The following is a 21,949-nucleotide window of genomic DNA, read 5'->3' on the forward strand; positions in this document are numbered from 1 at the left end:
TTCGGTTTCAGGGGGCTTAGATGAACCGGATGAGCAGACCTGCCATTGACCCGGCAATTGCCTCGGGTGCGGCGGCAACGCGGGATGGTCAGCCGATCTCCTATAGTCGCGCGCCGGCGCGCGACCTCGCACCGTGGATCGCCCGGCTTTATGTGACGATCGTCGACGCTCCGGCAGACTACGCGCTTTCGTGCGGCATCTTCAGCGATGCGGCGATGCTGCGGATCCAGCTGCGCGGTGACTGGGTCGCCGAAACCGCTGAGGGACGGCGCGAAATGGGCCGTGCTGCGCTCTATTTCGGGCCGCAGACGCGCAGGATGCCGATAACCGTCCGCGGCAGCTTCACCAGTGTGGGCCTCTCGTTTCGTGCCGGCGCCTGCCATGCACTGAGCCGCATCAAGCTCGACACAATGTGCGACAAGCTGGCGCCCCTTGAAGCGATGGGGATGTGCCAGGAAGAGTGGATGAGCCTGTTCCAGCAGGATGGCTCGCCAGAAGTCTGGTGCGGTGCGATGGAGGAGGCGGTGCGCCGTCTGATCGCGCGCACCGGCGCCGGCGAGCCGGACGCAGTGGCAGCCTCGGTCGAGGCCGCTGCGTTCACCAATCCCGAGATCACCGTGGCGAGGCTGGCCCAGCATTGCGGCACCGAGCAGCGCAAGCTGGAGCGGCTGGTCCGCCGCGATTTCGGCATGCCGCCCAAGCAGGTGCTGCGCCGCGCCCGCGCGCTCGACATGGCGAGCCACTTGCGCGGGGTGGCAGATCACGACGAGGCCGAGGCGCTGGCGCTGCGCTACTATGACCAGAGCCACCTGATCCGCGAGTTCACCGCGCTGTTCGGGATGAGCCCGCGCCAGTTCGTCGATTCGCCGCAGCCGCTGATGACGCTCTCGCTGGAAACGCGGCAAGCGCGCCGGCTCGAGACGATCGCGCGAATCGCGCCGGGCGACATCAAGCCCTGGCAGTAGGACTTTCGCGCCATTCCCCGGGCGCGAGGCCTTCGAGCGTCCATTCCCCGATACGCCAGCGCACCAGCCGCAAGGTGGGGAAACCGGCAGCAGCCGTCATCCGGCGCACCTGGCGGTTGCGCCCCTCGCGGATCGTCAGTTCGAGCCAGCAATCGGGCACACTCTTGCGAAAACGGACCGGCGGATCGCGCGGCCAGAGCGCGGGCGGATCGATCCGGCGCACATCGGCGGGCAAGGTCGGCCCATCCTTCAGCACGAGTCCACGGCGCAGCGGTTCGAGCGCCGCTTCATCCGGATCACCTTCGACCTGCACCAGATAGGTCTTGGCCAGCTTGTAGCGCGGATCGGCGATGCGCGCCTGCAGGCGGCCATCATCGGTGAGCAGCGTTAGCCCCTCGCTGTCGTGATCGAGTCGGCCGGCGGGATAGACACCGGGGCGCTTGATGAAATCAGCCAGCGTGGGCCGCGGCGGGCCATTGGGTTCCGGGCTGAACTGGCACAGCACGCCAAAAGGCTTGTTGAACAGGATCAGCGCCATAGCGCTCCCCATGGGCCGCAATGGTGCCCGTGTCAAAAGCTGGGGGTTGGCCGATTGCGCGAGGCGCGCGGCGCGCTACACCTACTGGGCGGCGGCACGAGAACACGATGGGAGATGGGCTCCATGGAAGCCTTGCGTACCGATGACAGCCGGTTCGAGAACCTGCCCGGCTATGACTTTGCGCCGCATTACGCCGAGAACCTCAAGGGCTATGAGGGTCTGCGAGTCCACTTTATCGATGAAGGCCCGCGTGATGCGGCAACCACGTTCCTGTGCCTCCATGGACAGCCGAGTTGGAGCTATCTGTACCGGAAGATGATCCCGGTGTTCGCCGCCGCTGGATACCGCGTCGTGGCGCCCGATCTGCTCGGCTTCGGGCGGTCGGACAAGCCGGTGAGCGAGACGGTCTACACCTTCCACTTCCACCGCAGCATGCTGATGGCCTTCATCGAAACGCTGGATCTCAGGCAGACAACGCTGGTCTGTCAGGACTGGGGCGGCATTCTCGGCCTTACCATCCCGCCTGACATGCCGGAGCGCTTCGAGCGGCTGCTGGTGATGAACACGGCAATCCCGACTGGCCAGTCCGCAGGGCCCGGCTTCGATGCATGGCGCGCCTACAACCGCAGCCAGCCCGATCTCGACATTCCAGCGCTGTTCAAGCGGGCGCAGGTGGGCATCAGCGATGCCGAGGCAGCTGCCTATGGCGCGCCGTTCCCCGATGCGACCTACAAGGCAGGCGTGCGGCGCTTTCCGGAACTGGTGATGACCAGCCCGGATATGGCAGGCGTAGCGGAAGCGAAGCGCGCCGCAGTGTGGTGGCACGATGAATGGCGCGGGCCGAGTTTCATGGCGGTGGGGATGATGGACCCCGTGCTCGGTCCGGACGTGATGGCGGGCCTGCGCACCACGATCCATGGCTGCCGGCCGCCGCTGGAAATCGCGGACGGCGGGCATTTCGTGCAGGAACGCGGCGATGTGATCGCCAAAGCAGCGCTGGAGGCGTTCGGACTTTGACCCAGTGCCCCGACCCCCTCCCCCGTCAGGGAGAGGGCCGGAACCTCTTGAAGATCAATCGAACAGGCTGGAAACAGAACTTTCATCGGCAATGCGCCGAACGGCCTCGCCGATCAAGGGCGCAATCGTGAGCACGCGGATGCGGTCAGAGGCTTGCGTCGCTTCGGTCGGCAGGATCGTGTCGGTGATCACGAGTTCCTTGAGCGCCGAGTTGTTGACCCGCGCGACGGCACCGCCTGAGAGCACGCCGTGGCTGATATAGGCCGCAACACCCTTGGCGCCGCCATCGAGCAGCGCCTGCGCCGCGTTGCACAGCGTGCCACCCGAATCGATGATGTCATCGATCAGGATGCACATACGGCCCGAGACATCGCCGATGATGTTCATCACCTCGCTCTGGCCGGGACGGTCACGTCGCTTGTCGACGATGGCGAGCGGTGCGTTGTCGAGCCGCTTGGCGAGTGCGCGTGCGCGCACCACGCCGCCAACGTCGGGCGAGACGACCATCAGGTCCTGCCCGCCGTAGCGCGTCTGGATATCAGCGGCCATGACGGGCGCGGCAAACAGGTTGTCGGTCGGGATATCGAAGAACCCCTGGATCTGTCCGGCGTGGAGATCGACTGCGAGAACGCGATCGGCGCCGGCCGTGGTGATCAGGTTGGCGACCAGCTTGGCCGAAATCGGGGTGCGCGGGCCGGGCTTGCGGTCCTGCCGGGCATAACCGAAGTAGGGGATGACTGCGGTGATCCGCTTGGCCGAGGCGCGGCGCAGCGCATCGATGCAGATCAGCAGTTCCATCAGGTTGTCGTTCGCCGGATAGCCGGTTGACTGGACGATGAACACGTCTTCGCCGCGCACGTTCTCGTGAATTTCGACGAAGACTTCCTCGTCGGCAAAGCGGCGGACCGAAGCCTCGGTCAGCGGCAGTTCGAGATAGGCGGCAATGGCGCGGGCCAGCGGCAGATTGCCGTTGCCGGACATGATCTTCATGGGCTTCCCCGAGTCCCTCAACTCTGGTTGATGGGTTGGGCCTTAGCCCAAGATGACAGCATTGCAACGTTCGGACACATGGTTTTGCACCAAGGCAAGTCCTGCACCATTGGATATCCTTGAACTCGTCTGCCAATGCCGCCTAGGGTCATGGCCATGGCCGACACACTCATCATCACGCTTGCCCAGCTCAATCAGAAGGTCGGTGATCTCGCCGCCAATGCCGCAGCCATGCTGGCGGTACGCGAGCGGGCCGAGGGCAGCGACCTCATCGTCTATCCCGAGCTTCAGTTGATCGGCTACCCGCCCGAAGACCTGATCCTCAAACCTGCCCTGATCGAGCGCGCCGCGATTGCGCTGGATGCGCTGGCCGCGGCGACCGCCGATGGCGGACCGGCGATGCTGGTCGGATCGGTATTCGTGCGTGACGGCGCCCTGCACAACGGCGTGGCGCTGCTCGATCAGGGCAAGGTCGTGGCCGTGCGGTTCAAGGTGGAACTGCCCAACTACGGCACGTTCGACGAGAAGCGCTATTTTCTGCCGGGACCGCTGCCCGAGCCGGTGCACTTCCGGGGGGCGATGCTGGGCCTGCCGATCTGCGAGGATATCTGGCACGCGCCGGTCTGCCGCCATCTGGCCGAACAGGGCGCCGAGATCTTCATTTGCATCAACGGCAGCCCCTATGAGATCGACAAGGACGAACTGCGGATCGAAGGTGTCGCCAAGCGCCGCGCGATCGATACCGGAATTCCCCTGGTGTTCGTAAACCGGGTAGGCGGGCAGGATGAAGTGGTGTTCGACGGCGCAAGCTTCGTCGTCGGCCCTGAAGGCGCGCTGTGGGTTCAGTTGCCGGACTGGGAAGAGGCGATTGTCGACACCGTATGGAACAAGGTGCCATCAGGGGCGGGGCACCGCTGGCGCTGCCAGCCGGGCGTCATCTCCGAACTCGCCGAGCATCCCGAGGACATCTATTGCGCCATGGTCCTCGCGCTGCGCGACTATGTGAACACCAACCGCTTTCCTGGCGTGGTGCTGGGGCTTTCAGGCGGGATCGATTCGGCGATCTGTGCGGCGATCGCGGTCGATGCGCTGGGCCCCGAGCGGGTGTGGTGCGTGATGATGCCGAGCGCCTACACGAGCGCGGAGAGCCTCGAGGACGCAGAAGCCTGCGCGGCGATGCTGGGTGTGCGGCTCGATACGATCCCGATCGTGCCGGCAGTCGATGCCTTCGGGGCCATGCTGGCGCCGACCTTTGAAGGGCGCTCGCCCGATCTCACCGAGGAAAACCTCCAGTCGCGAATCCGCGGGACCACGCTGATGGCGCTTTCGAACAAGTTCGGGCCGATGCTGGTGACGACCGGCAACAAGAGCGAGATGAGCGTCGGTTATGCCACGATCTATGGCGATATGAACGGCGGCTACAATCCGCTGAAGGATGCCTACAAGACAACGGTCTTCGCGATCTCGCGCTGGCGCAACGGCGCGCGGCCGAAGATCGGGCTCGGACCGGAAGGCGCGGTCATGCCGGAGCGGATCATCACCAAGCCGCCGAGCGCCGAACTCCGGCCGGACCAGAAGGACTCGGATTCGCTGCCGGACTACGGCGTACTCGATGCCATCCTGCTGGGGCTGGTCGAGCACGAAAAGAGCGTCGACCAGCTCGTCGCCGAAGGCTTCGATCACGCGACCGTTTCGAGGATCGAACGGCTGCTCAACGTGGCGGAATACAAGCGCCGGCAGGCTCCGCCGGGGGTGAAGCTGGGCATGCGCAACTTCGGGCGGGACCGGCGCTATCCGATCACACACGGGTTCCGCACCGGCTGAGCTTATTGCGAACGATTCTCATTGACCTGTAGTTGCGACCGGCTAATCTGCGAATCGTTCGCAATTAGCCGGAAGCAAACCCATGACCATGCCCGCCGCAAACCTTGCCGAAACGATTGCCCGGCTCGCCCGCGCCCCCTTGCTCCATGAACGGACGCCGCTGGCGCAGGATGTGATCCTTTCCATCCGGCTCTGTGCGCTGGCGGCGCGTGACGGCAGCGATCCCCTGCCCGCGCTCGCCTTGCGGCTGCGGCACTGTGAAGCCGCCTTTGCGGTCCACGAACTGGTGCGAGCGGTCACCCGCCATTGGCCGGAGCCCTTCGGCGTGGGCCGCGCCTGCTGCCAGCGGCTTTCGCCTGACGAAGTGACGCTGGCGCGGATGGTCGAGACGGGACAGCGACGCAACCGCGCCGCGTTCGGGGCCGCGATCGAGGGGTTTGTCGCAGCCGCTGCGCACGAGCCGCTGTGGGAGGCCTGCACCCATGCTATCGTGCTGATGGGCTGAGCTTGCCCGGGCACACCGGGCCGCTATAGGCAGGCGCATGACGGTCATCACCCGCTTTGCGCCCTCGCCCACGGGCACGCTCCACGTCGGCAACATCCGCACGGCGCTGCACAACTGGCTGCTGGCGAAGAAGAGCGGCGGGCGGTTCCTGCTGCGGATCGACGATACCGACGTGGCACGCAGCCGCGAGGAGCATGTCGAGGCGATCCGCGCGGACCTTGCCTGGCTGGGGCTGAACCCGGAGCGCGAGGAGCGGCAATCGGCGCGCTTTGCGATCTATGAAACAGCTTTCGAAAGACTGGTCGCGGCGGGGCGGCTCTATCGCTGCTATGAGACGGCGCAGGAACTGGACCTCAAGCGCAAGGTGCTGCTGGGGCGCGGGCTGCCGCCGATCTATGATCGTAGCGCGCTGAAACTGACCGAGGCCGATCATGCGGCCAAATCGGCGGTGGGCGAACGGCCGCATTGGCGCTTCCTGCTCGACCACGACGCGCCGATCGAGTGGGTGGATGGCATTCGTGGGTCACAGCATTTCGATCCTCGGCAGATGTCGGACCCGGTAGTGCGCCGTGCCGATGGCTCATGGCTCTACATGCTGCCTTCGGTGATCGACGACATCGAGATGGGCGTGACCGACGTGCTGCGCGGCGAGGACCATGTCTCCAACACGGCAACGCAGGTGCAGATGTTCACCGCACTGGGTGCGCCGGTGCCGCGCTTCGCGCATGAAGCCTTGCTGACGGGAGCAGAGGGCAAGCTTTCCAAGCGTTTGGGCTCGCTCGGCGTGGCGGAGATGCGCGAGAATGGAATCGAACCCGAGGCGCTGATCGCGCTGCTGGCACGGCTCGGGACGAGCGATCCTGTGGACGCGGCGCTGGATGTCGAGGCGCTTGCAGCGAGCTTCGATCTGGCGCGGTTCGGCCGGGCACCGGCGCGGTTTGACGATGCGGAGCTATCGCGGGTGAATGCCGCGGTGATTCACAGGCTGCCCCACGCGCGGGTGGCGGAGCGGCTACCGAAGGGCATGAGCGAGGCGGCCTGGGAGGCAATCCGACCCAATCTGAACACAGTGGCGGAAGCGGCTGAATGGTGGCGGGTGGTGACGGGGCCGGTCGATGCGCCGGAGTTTGATGCGGAAACGCGGACGTATCTTGATCATGCGTATGCAGTTGCTGCGGCGCTCGATTGGGCGGAGGATCCGTGGGGCGCGCTGACCGGGGCACTCAAGGAAACGACCGGGCGCAAGGGCAAGGCGCTGTTCCTGCCGCTGCGGCAGGCGCTGACGGGGATGGACCACGGGCCGGACATGAAGGCAATGCTACCCTTGATCGGCAAGGATGAGGCCTTGAAGCGGTTGGGGTGAGATTGCCCCTCCGACCCGCCTGAGCGTCCCTCCCATTTGTACTTCGTGGGAATGGCGAGGAGCTAGGCGCGGCCGGTCTGGCTGACGAGGTGCGAAGGGTCGATGCCCTCGGCGCGCCAGGTGGCGGCCCAGCGGGCGCCCACCGAGGTTTCGAACAGGATCTCACAGCGGCCCTGTGCGGCGTACCAGCCGTGCTGGCGCATCTCGCCTTCAAGCTGCCCGGCGCCCCAGCCGGCATAACCGAGCGCGACCAGCCATCTCGACGGGCCACGCCCTTCCGCAATCGCTCGCAGCACGTCCATCGAGGCGGAGAGCGAGCAGAGCGGGTGGACTTCGACCGAACCGCTGCCACCCCAATCGTTGCTATGGAGCACAAAGCCGCGCGAGGTTTCGACCGGGCCGCCGTTGAGTACTGGCCCATCGGGCGCCACGCCGGGATCGATACCGACATCGGTGAGCAGGCTGTGTAGGGTCACGCCTTCACGCACATTGCCGATTCCGATCCCGAGTGCCCCGTGCTCATCGTGCACGCACATCGCGATCACGGCGCGATCGAAGCGTGGATCGCCCATGCCCGGCATGGCGAGGAGGAGACGACCGGCAAGGTACTGTGCGTCGGTCATGCCGCAGCGGCCTTGGCGCGCCGGTCCTCCGCTGCTTCGATGAGGCGTTTCTCGACGGCACGCATGCGGCTGTCAGCCTCGATCTTCTCGCCCAGCAGATCGGTGACGTAGAAGGTATCGACCGCGCGCTCACCGTAGGTTGCGATATGGGCTGAATGGACGACCAGCCGGGCCTCGAACAGCGCACGCGCCAGCTGGCTGAGCAGCGCGGGGCGGTCGCGCGCACCAACCTCGATCACGGTGAATCGGTTGGAGGCCTTGTTGTCGAAGATGACTATGGGTTCGACCTCGAACGCTTCGGCGCGCGGGCGTGCGGAGGGGCGCGCGGCGAGCTGGGGCAGGAGCTTGACGCGGTTGGCGAGAGCATCGGCAATCGCTGTCTTCAACCGAGCGATCTGCGCAGGTTCGTTGAGCGGGCGGCCGAGTGGGTCCTGCACGAGGAAGTTGTCGACCGCGAGACCGTTGCGCGCGGTGTGAATGCGCGCGTCGATGATATTGCCGCCGGCGAGGTGGATGCCGCCAGCGATGCGGTAGAACAGGCCCGGATGGTCGGCGGCGAGCACGGTGACGAGCGTGGCGCCACGTGCGGCATACCAGTGCGCCTCGACCGTAAGCGGCTCATCGAGCGAGATGTCCATCTGCTGCAGGTTGAGCGCGATGATGTCTTCAGGCTCGGCGATCCAGTAGGCATCGCCAAGCTGGCGGCCAACCGTACCGATGAGGGCATCGCGTTCCTTGAGGAGCGCGGCAACGGCCTTCTTCTTGGCAGCGATCCGTTCGGCGCGCCCGTGCTGCTTGTGGCCGAGGCGGAGAACCTCCTCGGCAGAGATGAACAGATCGCCGAGGAGCTGGCGCTTCCACGAGTTCCAGATGCCCGGGCCGACCGCGCGGATATCGACGATGGTAAGCACCAGCAGCAAACGCAGGCGTTCCTGGCTCTGCACGCGCCCGGCAAAATCTGCGATGGTCTTGTAATCGGCAAGATCGCGCTTGAAGGCAGTGGCACTCATCAGGAGATGCCAACGCACCAGCCAGGCAACGAGTTCCGTCTCGGCAGGCGACATGCCGAGCCGCGGGCAGAGCTTCATCGCAACTTCGGCGCCGAGGATCGAGTGATCACCACGCCGCCCCTTGGCGATATCGTGGAGCAGCGTCGCAACATAGAGCACGCGGCGCGAGGCGACTTTAGCAATGACTTCGCTCGCCAGCGGATGTTGCTCGGTCTCCTCGCCCTTCTCGATGCGCGAAAGGAGCCCGATGGCGCGGATGGTGTGCTCATCGACCGTGTAGTGGTGGTACATGTCGAACTGCATTTGCGCGACGACGCGGCCGAAATCGGGAACAAAGCGGCCGAAGATGCCCGCCTCGCTCATCCAGCGCAGCGCCGTTTCCGGGTCGTGGCGGCTGGTGAGCAGCTCCATGAACATCGTGTTGGCGCGCGGATCGCGGCGCACGGATGCATCGATCAGCCCGGCGTCTCGGCGGGCCAGGCGCATCGCTTCGGGATGGATCTCCAGCCCCTCGCGATCGGCCACAAGGAAGATCTCGATGAGGCGGATGGGATCAGCACGGAAGAAATCATCGCCATCGGCGCCGAGCTTCTCCGCCTGGATCGGAAAAGCACCGATCTTGCGCTTGCGGCGGCCCCGCAGCGCCGCGAAGAAGCCGACACGCGTCTTGGCGAACTGTTCATCGAGCTGGGCAAGGAACATGCCGGTGAGCGAGCCGACCTGCGTCGCCTGCAGGAAGAAGTATTGCATGAAGCGCTCGACCGCGCTCTTGCCCGGGCGATCGGCGAAGTTCATGCGCAGCGCCACTTCGCGCTGGAGATCGAAGGTCAGGCGGTCCTCGGCACGACCGGTGACCGCATGGAGATGGCAGCGCACCGACCAGAAGAAGTTCTCTGCGCGGCGAAAGGCGCGGTACTCCGCCGCCGTGAGCAGGCCGACGCCGACGAGCTCGCTGGGATCACGCACCTTGTGGATGTACTTGCCGATCCAGTACAGCGTGTGCAGATCGCGCAGGCCGCCCTTGCCTTCCTTCACGTTGGGCTCGACGACATAGCGACTGTCGCCCAGCTTCTTGTGCCGCTCGTTGCGCTCGGCGAGCTTCTCGGCGACGAACTGGCGCTCGGTGCCGGTGACGACTTCGGCCCAGAACCGGCGCGAGCCTTCCTCGTAAAGTGCGCGGTCGCCCCAGACGTAGCGGCCTTCAAGCAGCGCCGTGCGGATGGTGAGATCGCTGCGCGCCATGCGCACCATTTCGTCGAGCGAGCGGCTGGACTGGCCGACCTTGAGACCGAGATCCCAGAAGAAATAAAGCATCGCCTCGATCACCTGCTCGCACCAGGCGGTGGGCTTGGTGGGGGTGAGGAAAGCGATATCGACGTCGGAATGCGGCGCCATCTCGCCGCGCCCGTAACCACCGACCGCGACCAGCGCGATGCGCTCGCCCGTCGAGCGGTTGCTGGCGCGGTAGACGTTTCCGACGACATGATCATGGATCACGCGCACCAGCTGGTCGATCAGGAAGGCCTGCCCCTGTGCGCATTCGGCGCCGTGTGAAGGCCGTTCGCGCAGGCGGCGCGCGAGTTCCTCGCGCCCGGCTGAGAGCGCGTCGCGCAGGAGTTCTACGATGGCGGGCCGGGCCTTGTCGCCTTGCGCGGCGACGCGCTCGGCAATGGCATCGGCAAGCGCCCGGCGATCGATGATGGCGCGCTGGTTGGGAATCCGGGGGGTGATCATACCCCTTCCCTCTAGCCTATCCCGCCTTGCGCGTCTCTTGCCATTGCGCCCCGTAGCGTTGCTTGAGGGTGCGTTTGTCCACCTTTTCAGTGCCGAGCCGCGGCAACACCTCATGCTCCTGCCAGAAGCGGACGGGGATCTTGAACGCAGCGATGTGGGTCGCGAGGAAAGCGCGCAAGTCTTCCTCGGTCACCGTGGTGCCTTCCTTGGCGAGATAGACCGCGACCGGGACTTCACCGTAGAGTTCATCGGGCAGGCCGAAGACGCTGGCCTCGGCGACGCCGGGGTGCGCGTAGATCGCGTTTTCGACTTCGATGCAGGCGATGTTCTCGCCGCCGCGGATGATGATGTCCTTCTTGCGATCGACGATGAACAGATAGCCTTCGGCATCAAGATAGCCGAGATCGCCGGTGCGGAAGTAGCCGTCGGGCATGATTGCGGCCGCGGTCGCCTCCGGGTTGTCCCAGTAGCCAAGGAAGTTGGCAACACTGCGGATCGCGACCTCGCCGAGCTGGCCTTGCGGCACGGGCTGGCCGGCATCGTCGAGTATCGCCAGATCGACCAGCGGGCGCGATGCGGTGCCGGTGCTGCCGGGCTTGGCGATGTAGTTCTCGTTGAAATTGCCGCAGCCGACACCGTTGGTTTCAGTGAGGCCGTAGCCGAGGATCGGGAAAGCGTGGGGCAGCGCCTTGCGGATGCGGTCAACGTGCTCGACCGGTCGCGGGGCGCCACCGGCGGCGAAGGTGACGCAAGTGGAGAGATCGTACTTGTCGTGATCTGGGTGCGTCGCGATCTCGTAGCTCATCAGCGGAACGCCGACGAAATAGGTGACCTTCTCGCGCTCGATCAGCTGCATGGCGGTGACCGCATCCCACTTGGGCATGAGCACCAGCTTGCGGCCGAGGGCAAAGGACTGGAGCATCAGCGGCACTTCGCCGGTGACGTGGAACAGCGGCACGTTGACGAGCGCAATAGGCTGCGCATTCGCCGGGGGCGCTTCGCCGCGCGCGGTCATCAGGCCGAGCACCATGACGCTCTGTGCAAGGTAGCTGTAGGTGCCCTGCACGACGCCTCGGTGGTTGGAATAGGCGCCCTTCGAAACGCCGGTCGAGCCCGAGGTGAACAGGATCGTGGCAAGATCGTCCGGCCCGACTTCGTGGAGCGGGGTGCTGGCATCGCCGCCCTTGGCCGTCAGTGCGGCAAGACCTTCGGCCGGATAGCAATCGTGAACGAGCGGAATAATCTCGGCGCCATGGGTGATGCCGGTCAGTCGCTGCGCGCGCTGGTGATCGGCGATGATCATGCGGCAGCCGACCATATCGATGCCGTGGGCCATTTCCTCGCCCTGCCACCAGCCGTTGATAAGGACGGCGCAGCCACCCGCCATGAGGACGGCCATGTAGGCGACGATCCAGTTGGCCGAATTGCGCGCGGCGATGCCGATCCGGTCGCCCTTCTGGAGGCCGTGGCCCGCCACAAGCCCGCCAGCGGCAATGCGCGCGGCTTCCAGAGTCTGGGCGAAGGTCAGCCGCACATCGCCGTCGACGATGAATTCTCGAGCGCCATGGAAAGCGCAGAACTGGGTGAAATAGGCGCCGAGCGTGGGCGGCGCAGCCGCAATCATCGGCAGGTCACGGCCAAAGGCTTGGAACGGCGTGGTTGCGAGCATGCCGCCTGGGGCGGTCAGTCCGTCCATCACCTGGGAAAGGTCCCGATCAAGCTGGGTCAACATGGTGTGGGTAGCACTCCTCTCCGCCCATTTCCGGCAACATTGCGCCGCCATGGGGTCTTTGCTGTTATTCGGTTTGCCTCTCGGGTTTGCCCTGTGCCAGAAGGCCGCGCAAGGTCGCGGCGCCCGCGGCACAAAACAAAACCGTTCTGTTACAAACCTTCGTTGTTAGCGAAACTCTAGGGAGCTTGGCCCTTGCTGTCACTATCGGCCGCCGCAGCCGCAGCCCCAGCCCTGATTGGCGCGGGTCATCAGCCGCTGCATTGGGAAAGCCTGGGCCTCTCGCCCATCGCGATCGACCTCGGGTTCTTCGCCATCAAATGGTACAGTCTCGCGTACCTCGCTGGGATCATGCTGGGCTATTTTCAGCTCGGCAGGATGATTCGCCAGCCGGGCGCGCCGCTGGCGCAGCGGCATGCCGACGACCTGTTTTTCTACGCAACGCTCGGCATCATCCTTGGCGGGAGGCTGGGCTACGCCCTCTTCTATGCCCCCGAACTGCTGACCGATCCCACGCGGCTGATCCGCCTTTGGGAGGGCGGCATGAGCTTCCACGGCGGGCTGATCGGTACGGTGCTGGCGATTGCGTGGGTCGCCTGGCGCGGCGGGCTGAATTTCGTGCGGACCTGTGACTACATCGCGGTCTGTGTGCCGCCGGGGCTGTTCTTCGGGCGCTGCGCGAATTTCGTCAACGGCGAGCTGTGGGGCCGAGTGACGGATTCGAAGGTGCCGTGGGTCATGGTGTTTCCGGGTGCCGGCCCGCTGCCGCGCCACCCGAGCCAGCTTTACGAAGCGGTTCTGGAAGGGCTGGTGCTGGGCCTCATCCTCTTCGTGCTGTTCTGGCGGACCCGCGCGCGCTGGCGGCCGGGACTGCTCGTCGGGCTGTTCACGCTGGGCTATGCACTGGCCCGCTTTACCGTCGAGTTCTACCGGGAACCCGATGCCCAACTGCTTGACTTCGCGATGCGCACGGGGCTTTCGATGGGCCAGTGGCTGACCCTGCCGATGATGGCCGTTGGCCTAGGTTTCGCGGTCCGCGCGATGGTGCGCCCGCCACTTGCGGTGACGATCCAGCCGACCGGGCAGCCGACGGGACAGACGGTCGTATCCTGAGCAGCAGACGGACTGCCGTTCATGGCCAACGATGACAGCGCCATGCCGAGTGGGCTCGCGGCGGTTTTCGCGCGGCTGATCGCCGCGACAGGGCCGATCCCGATCGCGCATTACATGGCCGAGGCGAACGCCCGCTACTATGCCTCGCGCGATCCGCTGGGGGCGGCCGGCGACTTCGTGACCGCCCCGGAAATCAGCCAGATGTTCGGCGAGCTGATCGGCTTGTGGCTGGCCGACATCTGGCAGCGGGCCGGGGGCCCGGACGGTGTCTGCTATGTCGAACTGGGGCCCGGGCGCGGGACGCTGGCACGCGATGCACTGCGGGCGGCGAGCCGGGCTGGGTTTGTGCCTGAAGTGCACTTCGTCGAGACGAGCCCGGCGCTTACAGCGCTGCAGCAGGCGGCGCACCCTGAGGCGATCTGGCATCACGATCTATCTGGGTTGCCGAACGACCGACCGCTCCTGATCGTTGCCAATGAATTCCTCGATGCATTGCCGGTGCGACAACTCGTGCGCACGGCGGGTGGCTGGCGCGAACGCATGGTCGGGCTTGATCCGGAAGGCCGCTTCACGCCAGTTGCAGGTTCCCGGCCCATGGACGCGGTAGCTCCCGAGGTCTTTGCGAAGGCTGGTGAAGGCGCCATCATTGAGACATCGCCCGCTTCTGCGGCAGTTGTACAGGAAGTGGCGGGGCGCCTTGCCCGGCAGGGCGGTGCCGCGCTGTTCATCGACTACGGCTATGCCGATCCGCAGCTTGGCAGCACCCTGCAGGCGGTCCGCGCGCACCGGAAGGTAGACGTGTTTGCAGAACCGGGCGAGGCCGACCTTACCGCCCATGTCGACTTCGCGACACTGGCCGCGGTTGCCGAGCAGGCCGGTGCGCGCTGGCTCGGAACCAGCGAGCAAGGCGCCTGGCTTTTGGCGCTGGGCATCGCTGCGCGGGCGGCGAGCCTCACGCGGACGGCACCCCACGCGGCGGAGGCGATCGAAGCCGCTGCGAAGCGCCTGACCGCTCCTGCGGAAATGGGCACCTTGTTCAAGGTGATGGGACTTGCCGCGCCGGGATGGCCCGATGGGGCAGGCCTTGCCCGGGCCAACTCTGGCGGGGCCGGTTGAGACTCTGTCACACCGCAGCCAAGACAGGTATTGCGAATAATTTGCAATAATCATTCAAGTCGCTGTAAAAACTGCGATTAGGCGCCTCGCAGCCACGGCAAAATGCTTGTTGGCAAACCGGAGGCTTTGCGTCTATCAGGCGCGCCCAAGGGGGCCGGACTCTCGCGCTGCAGCGAGGCTGGTGCGGTTTGGCTGGGCGAGCGTCCCTTTGGGCACTTTCCCGACAGACCGGTGTGGGACATTTTAGGACACGCTATCGCGCCCAATCCGTGGCGGCGGCAGCGCAGGCAGGGAATGGCAATGGCTGAACAAGCAAGCATCGCTGAAGCGACCATGACTGGCGCCAATAATGGTGAAGGCGTACGGCGGCGTGATTTCATCAATATCGCCGCGGTAAGCTTTGCGGGCGTAGGCGGTCTCGCCGCGCTCTATCCGCTGATTTCGCAAATGGCCCCTTCGGCCGACGTGCTTGCGGAAAGCTCGACCGAAATCGACATCTCGGCCATCGCGCCGGGCCAGGCGATCAAGGCCGTGTGGCGCAAGCAGCCGGTCTTCATCCGCAATCTGACGCCCGAGGAAATCAAGGCAGCCGATGGGGTCGACGTGGCGAGCCTGCGCGATCCGCAGACGCTCGAGCAGCGCACGACGGCCGGCAAGACCAACTGGCTGATCACGATGGGCGTCTGCACCCACCTCGGCTGCGTGCCGCTCGGCGCTGGTGAAGGCGAGGTCAAGGGCGAGTTCGGCGGCTATTTCTGCCCCTGCCACGGCTCGGTCTACGACACCGCGGCGCGCATCCGCAAAGGCCCGGCACCCAAGAACCTTGAGGTGCCCCCCCATGAATTCTCTTCCGACACTGTCGTGAAGATCGGCTGAGGACTGACACAATGAGCTTTCCCTGGGCGAACGAATACAAGCCGACCAACCCGCTGATGCAGTGGGTCGATGAGCGGCTTCCCCTCCCCCGCTTTGTCTACAATGCGGTGGGCGCCGGCTATCCCGTGCCGCGCAACCTCAATTACATGTGGAACTTCGGCGTGCTCGCGGGCTTCGCGCTCGTGTTGCAGATCGTCACCGGCGTCGTTTTGGCCATGCATTATGCCGCCAACGACAAGGTGGCGTTCGACAGCGTCGAACATATCATGCGCGATGTGAACTGGGGCTGGATGCTCCGTTATGCCCACGCCAACGGCGCGAGCATGTTCTTCATCGTGGTCTACACCCACATCTTCCGCGGCTTCTTCTACTCGTCGTACAAGGCTCCGCGCGAGATGATCTGGCTGCTGGGCGTCGTGATTTTCCTGCTCATGATGGCGACCGCCTTCATGGGTTACGTGCTTCCCTGGGGCCAGATGAGCTTCTGGGGCGCGAAGGTGATCACCGGCCTGTTCTCGGCGATCCCGCTGGTCGGCACCCCGCTGCAGGAATGGCTGCTCGGCGGCTTCGCGCCGGACAACGCCGCTCTGAACCGCTTCTTCTCGCTGCACTTCCTGCTGCCGTTCGTGATCCTGGGTGTGATCATCCTGCACGTCTGGGCGCTGCACATCCCGGGCTCGTCGAACCCGACGGGCGTCGAAGTGAAGCAGGAATCGGACACCGTGCCGTTCCACCCCTACTACACCGCGAAGGATGGCTTCGGGCTGGGCATCTTCCTGCTGGTCTACTGCGCACTGGTGTTCTTCGCGCCGAACCTGCTGGGCCACCCAGACAACTACATCCCGGCAAACCCGCTCTCGACCCCGGCGCACATCGTTCCCGAATGGTACTTCTGGCCGTTCTACGCGATCCTGCGCGCCTTCACCTCGGACTTCCTGTTCATCCCGGCGAAGCTCATGGGTGTGCTGGCGATGTTCAGCGCGATCCTCGTGTGGTTCTTCCTGCCCTGGCTCGACACGAGCCCGGTCCGTTCGGGCCACTACCGGCCGCTGTTCCGCAAGTTCTTCTACCTGCTCGTCGTTGACGTGCTGGTGCTGGGCTACTGCGGCGGCGCTCCGGCCGAGGAGCCCTACGTGATGATCTCGCAGATCGCGTCGATGTACTACTTCCTGCACTTCCTCGTGATCCTGCCGGTCGTCTCGTCGATCGAAACGCCCGCCCCGCTGCCGTTCTCGATCACCGAGGCCGTGCTGGGCAAGGACGAGCACGCCACCCTCGCTCCCGCAACCCCGGCTGTCGCCTGAGCCTGCCAACCCGGCACATCCAAAGGGAAACCTCATGGTCCGTCTATTTGGCCCGCTCGTTGGCCTCTTCTTCGCAGTCGCACTGCTCTGGTCCTTCGGGAACGGCGCTTACAATGCGGCGACCCAGCCGACCCCGCCGAGCGCGGAGAAGCTGTTCCACATGCATCCGAAGGAAGTGAAGTTCTCGTTCGACGGGCCTTTCGGCACGTTTGACAAGGCGCAGCTTCAGCGCGGCTTCAAGGTCTACCAGGAAGTCTGCTCGAACTGCCACAGCCTGAAGCAGGTGGCATTCCGCGATCTCACCGCACTTGGCTACAACGAGGCCGAAGTGAAGGCCATCGCGAAGAACTGGGGCAACAAGGCCCAGACCTTCGATCCCAAGACCGGCGACCGCGGTGACCGCCCGAACCTGCCTTCGGACCACTTCCCGCCGGTCTACTACGCCGGTCAGGGCGTGCCGCCGGATCTCTCGCTGATCGCCAAGTCGCGTCACGGCGGTGCGCAGTACATTCACTCGCTGCTGACAGGCTATGTCGATCAGGCTGGCTACAAGAACGAAGAGGGCGTGGAACTGCTCAAGAAGTTCCCCGACGCGAAGACGCCTGACGGTTTGTACTTCAATCCCTACTTCGCCAACCTGAACCTCGCCATGCCGGCGCCGCTGGTGAGCGACGGTCAGGTCGCCTACAACGATGGTACGCAGTCGACCGTCGACCAGATGGCAATGGACGTCTCGGCGTTCCTGACGTGGACGGCCGAGCCCAAGCTCGACAAGCGCAAGCAGACGGGCTGGCCGGTGCTGGGCTTCCTGCTCGCCGCAACGGTCCTCGCCTTCCTTGCAAAGCGGAATGTCTGGGCCGACAAGCACTGAGCTCTGCTAGCCCGACAACAAACAAAGGCCACCGGCAACGGTGGCCTTTTTTGTGCGCGCGGTTATGGAGGCACGCCATGACCAAGGACGAGATCAAGGCGCTTGTGCGCACCGTGCCAGACTTCCCGGCCAAGGGAATCCTGTTTCGCGACGTGACGACCCTGATCAGCCACGGCGAGGGCTTTGCCGCGTGCATCGCGCATCTGGCGCGGATGGCCGAGGCCGCCGGCGCTGATGTGATCGCTGGCATGGAAGCGCGCGGTTTCATCTTCGGGGCAGCGGTGGCGGCGCATATGCGGCTGGGCTTCGTCCCGGTGCGCAAGCCGGGGAAATTGCCGGTGCGCACGGTCGGGATCGACTATGCTCTGGAGTATGGGCGAGACCGGCTCGAAATCGATCCTGGTGCCATCACCCGGGGTGCGCGAGTGGTGATCGTCGACGATCTCATCGCGACAGGCGGAACGGCGCTGGCAGCGACAGAGCTGCTGCGCGGCGCCGGGGCACGGGTCGACCACGCGCTGTTCGTGATCGATCTCCCGGACCTGCATGGCGCGGAGCGGCTACGCGGAGCAGGTGTCACGGTCGAAGCCCTGATGGACTTCCCCGGACACTGACAGCTGGCGCCGCTCCTTTCAGGGGAGCGCCAGGGATCAGAGGTTGGCCATGGTTGCCTGCGCGCAGCGGGCCGAGACTTCAGCACTGCCGGTGCTCGCGCCGCTGACGACGCTGGCGAGATAGAACCCGCCGATGACGAAGACCACAAAACCAATCGTGACGAGGCCGAGGTACTTGTCGATGATGCGCTTGATCGGCGCGCCGAACAGGCGGAACAGGCCGCCCACGATCATGAAACTGATCGAACGACTGACGATGGAGGCCAGCAGGAACGGCACGATCGGCATGGCGATGAAGCCCGCGGTGATCGTCAGCAGCTTGAACGGAATGGGAGTCGCGCCCTTGATGACGATGATCTCCACCCCGTATTCGCGCAAGTAGCAGGCCGCCTTGGGGAAGCTTTCCGACAAGTGCAGAAGTGCGAGCAGATCCTTGCCGACACTGGCGAAGAGGAAATAGCCGATCGCATAGCCGAGCATGCCACCGACCACGGAAGCGGCGGTGGCGATCGCCGAATAGCGCACCGCCTTCTTCGGCTCGGCCAGGCACATCAACCCGAGCAACGGGTGCGGCGGGACCGGAAAGAAACTGGCCTCCATCGCCGAAAACAGCGCCAGCCACACTTCGGCAAGCGGGTGCGTGGCCTTGGCCATGGTCCAGTTATAGAGGCTGCGAAGCATTGGGCTGGGTACTCGACTGATCAAACGTGCGCCTGCGGGCAGAATCGGGACAAGTCCCGCAGACGCTCCCTAGCAACGCAATCCAAACATTCCCTAAGCGAGCGGGCGTCAAAGCGCTAGGGGGCGCAGCGCTTAACCATATCGGTACAAACCTCTTGACATCGTCACGCTGTTTGAGTACATAACAGGAACATCGCGATAGACCGAGTCGCCGCCGCCAAGGCAGCGTCCCCCTCCGCCCCCCTTTCTCCTAGCGACGGACAGCCCATGGCACAGCGACCCACTGCGCCGCCGCCCTGTAGCGCGGCGACGACGCAGCGCGACGACCCGGAAGCGACAGTCCATTGGACAACCGTCTTCCTTTCGGCGCTTGCCGACACCTCCAACGTTGCCGCGGCAGCACGCAAGGCCGCCATCGACGTCTCGACCGCCTATCACCGGCGGCGCCACGATCACGAGTTCAACCGGAATTGGCAGGTTGCGCTTAGCGAAGGCTACGACAACCTCGAGATGGAGCTGCTCTACCGGCTGCGCAGCGGGGAGTTGAAGCCGGCGTCGGGCACAAAGCGAGCCGTGCGCAGCTTCGACAACGCGACCGCGTTTCGCCTGCTTGCGGTTCACCGCGAATCGGCAGCGCGCGAACGAGCGCGGCGCGACCATACCAGCGCCGAGGAAATCCGCGCTGCGATTGACCGCAAGGTCGAGGAACTGCGGCAGCGCGTGATGGACGCAAAGGCACGGCGCGAAGCCGGTACGCCTGGAACCGCAAGCTTGCCCAAGCCGCTGGACCCGGCGTGAGCTGCGACCGGCTCGACTTTCTGCGCCATGATGAAGATGGGCTCGCCCATGAACTGCCCGACATGCTCGAGCAGCGCGAGCGCGATGCGGTACTGTGGAACTGGCCGATGTGGGCGCGCGCATCGCAACTACCACCGCCGGGCGACTGGCGAGTCTGGCTGATCATGGCCGGCCGCGGGTTCGGCAAGACCCGTGCCGGCGCGGAATGGGTGCGGACGAATGCGGAACGCGACAATGCGGCGCGGATCGCCCTTGTCGCGTCATCGCTCCACGAAGCGCGCAGTGTGATGGTCGAAGGTGAGAGCGGGCTGATGGCCGTCAGCCCGCCGCAACTGCGGCCACGTTATGAGCCATCTCTGCGGCGGATCGTATGGCCGGGCGGCGCGCAGGCGCTGCTTGACTCCGCAGCAGAGGCCGAAGCGCTGCGTGGGCCCCAGCACAGCCACGCGTGCCGGGCAGAGCCAGAAGGAAGCCACCGTGAACGAGGCCTTGGTGGCCACCGACGTATTGCTCCACCCTGCCGTCGAAGCGGTTGTTACCGCCCCGCCCGCATCGCCTGCGAATGGCCAATGCTGGCTGGTGGGAGCCTCCGCAACCGGGCTGTTTGCCGGGCAGACCAACCGGATCGCTGCATGGACCGAAGGAGGATGGCGCTTCGTTGCACCGCGGGAGGGCATGCGCGCCTACGATATTGCTGCTGCCGCCGACCGGCTCTTTGCAAGCGGCACATGGCACCTTGCGATCGCTCCCACCGCGCCGACGGGTGGCAGCGTGATCGATAGCCAAGCGAGGGCAGCAATTTCCGCAATCATCTCGTCGCTGCGCACCTCCGGCATGCTCTCCTGAGCGCCTGCCCCTTTGGTCACGCTTCGGTCACGACGGCAAACGACGGCCGGTGCACCTCGGGATTGTTGCTTAGAGCCCTTGCTTTAGTTGCCTTTTGGCAACATCTCGCACTCACGTTTGCTTGCAAGCAAAATCGAGAGCCGCTAATGGCGAAAACACCCGAGGCATGACTTCGAATAAAGGGGAAATGAGAATGCGGAAACTGCTCCTGGGCTTGGCCCTGGCGTCGACGGCGCTCGCAACGCCAGCGCTCGCCAAGAAGGATTCCTGGTACGTCGAGGTCGATGCCGGCGCGATGATCGTCGAAAAGACCGATCTGGCGATTGCTGGTGTCGCTAATGCCGCTACCCTCAAGAGCGACACCGGCTATGATGTCGGTGGTATCGTCGGTTATGATTTCGGTGGCTTCCGCCTCGAGACTGAAGTCGGCTACCGCCGCGCGCGCGCCGACCGCGTCACCGACAGCACGGGCGCCACGGCCGACCGCGCTGCCGGAACGCTGACCGGGCGCTCGCATGCGCTCAGCTACATGGTCAACGGCCTGCTCGATTTCGGCAGCGATGACGGCCTCCAGGCTTTCGTCGGTGGCGGTGTCGGCATTGCCAACGTCAAGTATGCCATCTCGACCGCAGGCTTCGGTGGCGTCAACGATTCGGACACCAACTTCGCGTGGCAGGCCCTCGCCGGTGTCCGCACCCCGATCACGAAGCACTGGGATGTGGGCCTGAAGTATCGCTACTTCGCCGTCAGCAAGCTGGACATGATCGGCAATGGCGCACTGACTGGCCAGAACATCAATGGCCGCTGGCGTTCGCACTCGCTGCTCGGCACGCTGGCCTACAACTTCGGCGGTGCGGAGCCGGCCCCGATGCCGGAACCGCCCGCTCCACCGCCGCCCCCGCCGCCCCCGCCGCCCCCGCCGCCTCCGCCGCCTCCGCCGGCTCCGGTCTGCAACAAGGGTCCGTACATCGTGTTCTTCGACTGGGATAAGTCGAACATCACGCCTGAAGCGGCAACCATTCTGGACAACGCAGTCACGGCCTATGGCAACTGCGCAAGCGTTCCGATCATGCTTGCCGGCTACACCGACCGCTCGGGCTCGCCGAAGTACAACCTCGGCCTCTCGCAGCGCCGCAACGCGGAAGTCCGCAGCTACCTGACCACCCACGGTATCCCCGATGGTGCGATCACGAGCCAGGCCTTCGGTGAAGCCAACCCGCGCGTTCCGACCGCCGACGGCGTTCGCGAACTGCAGAACCGCCGCGTGGAAATCACGTACGGTCCGGGTTCGGGCATGTAAGCTTCGGCTTTCAGTCTGTTGGAATGAGGGGCCGGAGCAATCCGGCCCCTTTTTCTTTGCAAGGACCCTGGCAACCTGCGCAGTACGGACTTGCTTCGCTGATCGTGCAGGGGACGGAGGGCTGCCGCGCAC

20 protein-coding genes and 1 pseudogene are annotated in these 21,949 nt (G+C 65.1%); 15 read left to right on the forward strand and 6 right to left on the reverse strand.

All coding sequences use genetic code 11. The annotated features are described in order from the left end of the window. Positions 1–29: 29 nt before the first annotated feature. Positions 30–965 carry a helix-turn-helix domain-containing protein gene (locus tag Q0082_RS03950; protein WP_366522495.1) on the forward strand — a complete coding sequence of 312 codons (936 nt, stop codon included), beginning with the start codon at positions 30–32 and terminating at the stop codon, positions 963–965. On the opposite strand, the gene Q0082_RS03955 is transcribed toward Q0082_RS03950, so the two are convergent. Further along, positions 949–1,503, reverse strand: a complete 555-nt coding sequence (locus Q0082_RS03955) for a pseudouridine synthase (protein ID WP_298190166.1) — start codon at positions 1,501–1,503, stop codon at positions 949–951. The two genes, Q0082_RS03950 and Q0082_RS03955, sit on opposite strands and share 17 nt — an antisense overlap. A 123-nt stretch (positions 1,504–1,626) precedes the next feature. Between Q0082_RS03955 and Q0082_RS03960 the strand changes: the two genes are divergently transcribed. After that, positions 1,627–2,520 carry a haloalkane dehalogenase gene (locus Q0082_RS03960; RefSeq protein ID WP_298190168.1) on the forward strand — a complete coding sequence of 298 codons (894 nt, stop codon included), beginning with the start codon at positions 1,627–1,629 and terminating at the stop codon, positions 2,518–2,520. A gap of 54 nt (positions 2,521–2,574) precedes the next feature. On the opposite strand, the gene Q0082_RS03965 is transcribed toward Q0082_RS03960, so the two are convergent. Next, on the reverse strand, positions 2,575–3,510 hold the full coding sequence (locus Q0082_RS03965; protein WP_298190170.1) for a ribose-phosphate pyrophosphokinase: 936 nt from the start codon (positions 3,508–3,510) through the stop codon (positions 2,575–2,577). A gap of 156 nt (positions 3,511–3,666) precedes the next feature. Between Q0082_RS03965 and Q0082_RS03970 the strand changes: the two genes are divergently transcribed. From Q0082_RS03970 to gltX, 3 genes are all read left to right on the forward strand, one after another. After that, complete coding sequence (locus Q0082_RS03970) at positions 3,667–5,334, forward strand: NAD+ synthase (protein ID WP_298190173.1); 1,668 nt, start codon at positions 3,667–3,669, stop codon at positions 5,332–5,334. Positions 5,335–5,416: 82 nt separating this feature from the next. Then, positions 5,417–5,839 carry a hypothetical protein gene (locus tag Q0082_RS03975; RefSeq protein ID WP_298190175.1) on the forward strand — a complete coding sequence of 141 codons (423 nt, stop codon included), beginning with the start codon at positions 5,417–5,419 and terminating at the stop codon, positions 5,837–5,839. A gap of 37 nt (positions 5,840–5,876) precedes the next feature. After that, positions 5,877–7,202: a glutamate--tRNA ligase gene (gltX, locus tag Q0082_RS03980; RefSeq protein ID WP_298190177.1), complete on the forward strand. Its 1,326-nt coding sequence runs from the start codon at positions 5,877–5,879 to the stop codon at positions 7,200–7,202. 62 nt (positions 7,203–7,264) lie between these two features. On the opposite strand, the gene Q0082_RS03985 is transcribed toward gltX, so the two are convergent. From Q0082_RS03985 to Q0082_RS03995, 3 genes are read right to left on the reverse strand one after another with little or no spacing between them, the layout of a single operon-like run. Further along, entirely contained in the window at positions 7,265–7,825 is a 561-nt protein-coding gene (locus tag Q0082_RS03985) for a YqgE/AlgH family protein (protein ID WP_298190179.1), read from the reverse strand. Beyond that, positions 7,822–10,569, reverse strand: coding sequence for a [protein-PII] uridylyltransferase (locus Q0082_RS03990; RefSeq protein ID WP_298190181.1), 2,748 nt, complete (start codon positions 10,567–10,569; stop codon positions 7,822–7,824). Before Q0082_RS03990 ends, Q0082_RS03985 begins: the two co-directional genes overlap by 4 nt. Positions 10,570–10,585: 16 nt before the next feature. Further along, entirely contained in the window at positions 10,586–12,301 is a 1,716-nt protein-coding gene (locus Q0082_RS03995; RefSeq protein WP_298190183.1) for a class I adenylate-forming enzyme family protein, read from the reverse strand. A gap of 195 nt (positions 12,302–12,496) precedes the next feature. On the opposite strand from Q0082_RS03995, the gene lgt reads away from it, so the two are divergent. The 6 genes from lgt to Q0082_RS04025 all read left to right on the forward strand — a co-directional run bounded on the left by lgt (position 12,497) and on the right by Q0082_RS04025 (position 18,192). Next, entirely contained in the window at positions 12,497–13,411 is a 915-nt protein-coding gene (gene lgt, locus Q0082_RS04000) for a prolipoprotein diacylglyceryl transferase (RefSeq protein ID WP_298190220.1), read from the forward strand. Positions 13,412–13,432: 21 nt separating this feature from the next. Further along, a complete protein-coding gene (locus Q0082_RS04005) occupies positions 13,433–14,527 on the forward strand; it encodes an SAM-dependent methyltransferase (RefSeq protein ID WP_298190185.1) in 1,095 nt (364 codons plus the stop codon). A gap of 300 nt (positions 14,528–14,827) precedes the next feature. After that, complete coding sequence (gene petA / locus Q0082_RS04010) at positions 14,828–15,403, forward strand: ubiquinol-cytochrome c reductase iron-sulfur subunit (RefSeq protein ID WP_298190187.1); 576 nt, start codon at positions 14,828–14,830, stop codon at positions 15,401–15,403. Between the two features lie 11 nt (positions 15,404–15,414). Then, on the forward strand, positions 15,415–16,707 hold the full coding sequence (locus tag Q0082_RS04015) for a cytochrome b/b6 (protein ID WP_298190189.1): 1,293 nt from the start codon (positions 15,415–15,417) through the stop codon (positions 16,705–16,707). Positions 16,708–16,741: 34 nt separating this feature from the next. Further along, on the forward strand, positions 16,742–17,578 hold the full coding sequence (locus Q0082_RS04020; protein WP_298190192.1) for a cytochrome c1: 837 nt from the start codon (positions 16,742–16,744) through the stop codon (positions 17,576–17,578). Between the two features lie 77 nt (positions 17,579–17,655). Further along, on the forward strand, positions 17,656–18,192 hold the full coding sequence (locus tag Q0082_RS04025) for an adenine phosphoribosyltransferase (protein ID WP_298190194.1): 537 nt from the start codon (positions 17,656–17,658) through the stop codon (positions 18,190–18,192). A 36-nt stretch (positions 18,193–18,228) separates the two neighbouring features. On the opposite strand, the gene Q0082_RS04030 is transcribed toward Q0082_RS04025, so the two are convergent. Next, positions 18,229–18,873, reverse strand: a complete 645-nt coding sequence (locus Q0082_RS04030) for a YqaA family protein (protein WP_298190196.1) — start codon at positions 18,871–18,873, stop codon at positions 18,229–18,231. Positions 18,874–19,140: 267 nt separating this feature from the next. On the opposite strand from Q0082_RS04030, the gene Q0082_RS04035 reads away from it, so the two are divergent. The 4 genes and pseudogenes from Q0082_RS04035 (at position 19,141) to Q0082_RS04050 (ending at position 21,817) form a co-directional block, all read left to right on the forward strand. Further along, positions 19,141–19,671: a hypothetical protein gene (locus tag Q0082_RS04035; RefSeq protein ID WP_298190198.1), complete on the forward strand. Its 531-nt coding sequence runs from the start codon at positions 19,141–19,143 to the stop codon at positions 19,669–19,671. Between the two features lie 62 nt (positions 19,672–19,733). After that, positions 19,734–20,117, forward strand: a pseudogene (locus Q0082_RS04040) (terminase family protein); the annotation flags it as partial. Then, positions 20,098–20,517, forward strand: a complete 420-nt coding sequence (locus Q0082_RS04045; protein WP_298190200.1) for a DUF2793 domain-containing protein — start codon at positions 20,098–20,100, stop codon at positions 20,515–20,517. The pseudogene Q0082_RS04040 and the gene Q0082_RS04045, both read left to right, overlap by 20 nt. Positions 20,518–20,710: 193 nt before the next feature. Beyond that, on the forward strand, positions 20,711–21,817 hold the full coding sequence (locus tag Q0082_RS04050; RefSeq protein ID WP_298190202.1) for an OmpA family protein: 1,107 nt from the start codon (positions 20,711–20,713) through the stop codon (positions 21,815–21,817). Positions 21,818–21,949 lie beyond the last annotated feature (132 nt).

The organism is Novosphingobium sp. (assembly GCF_027489515.1).
GTDB lineage: Bacteria > Pseudomonadota > Alphaproteobacteria > Sphingomonadales > Sphingomonadaceae > Novosphingobium.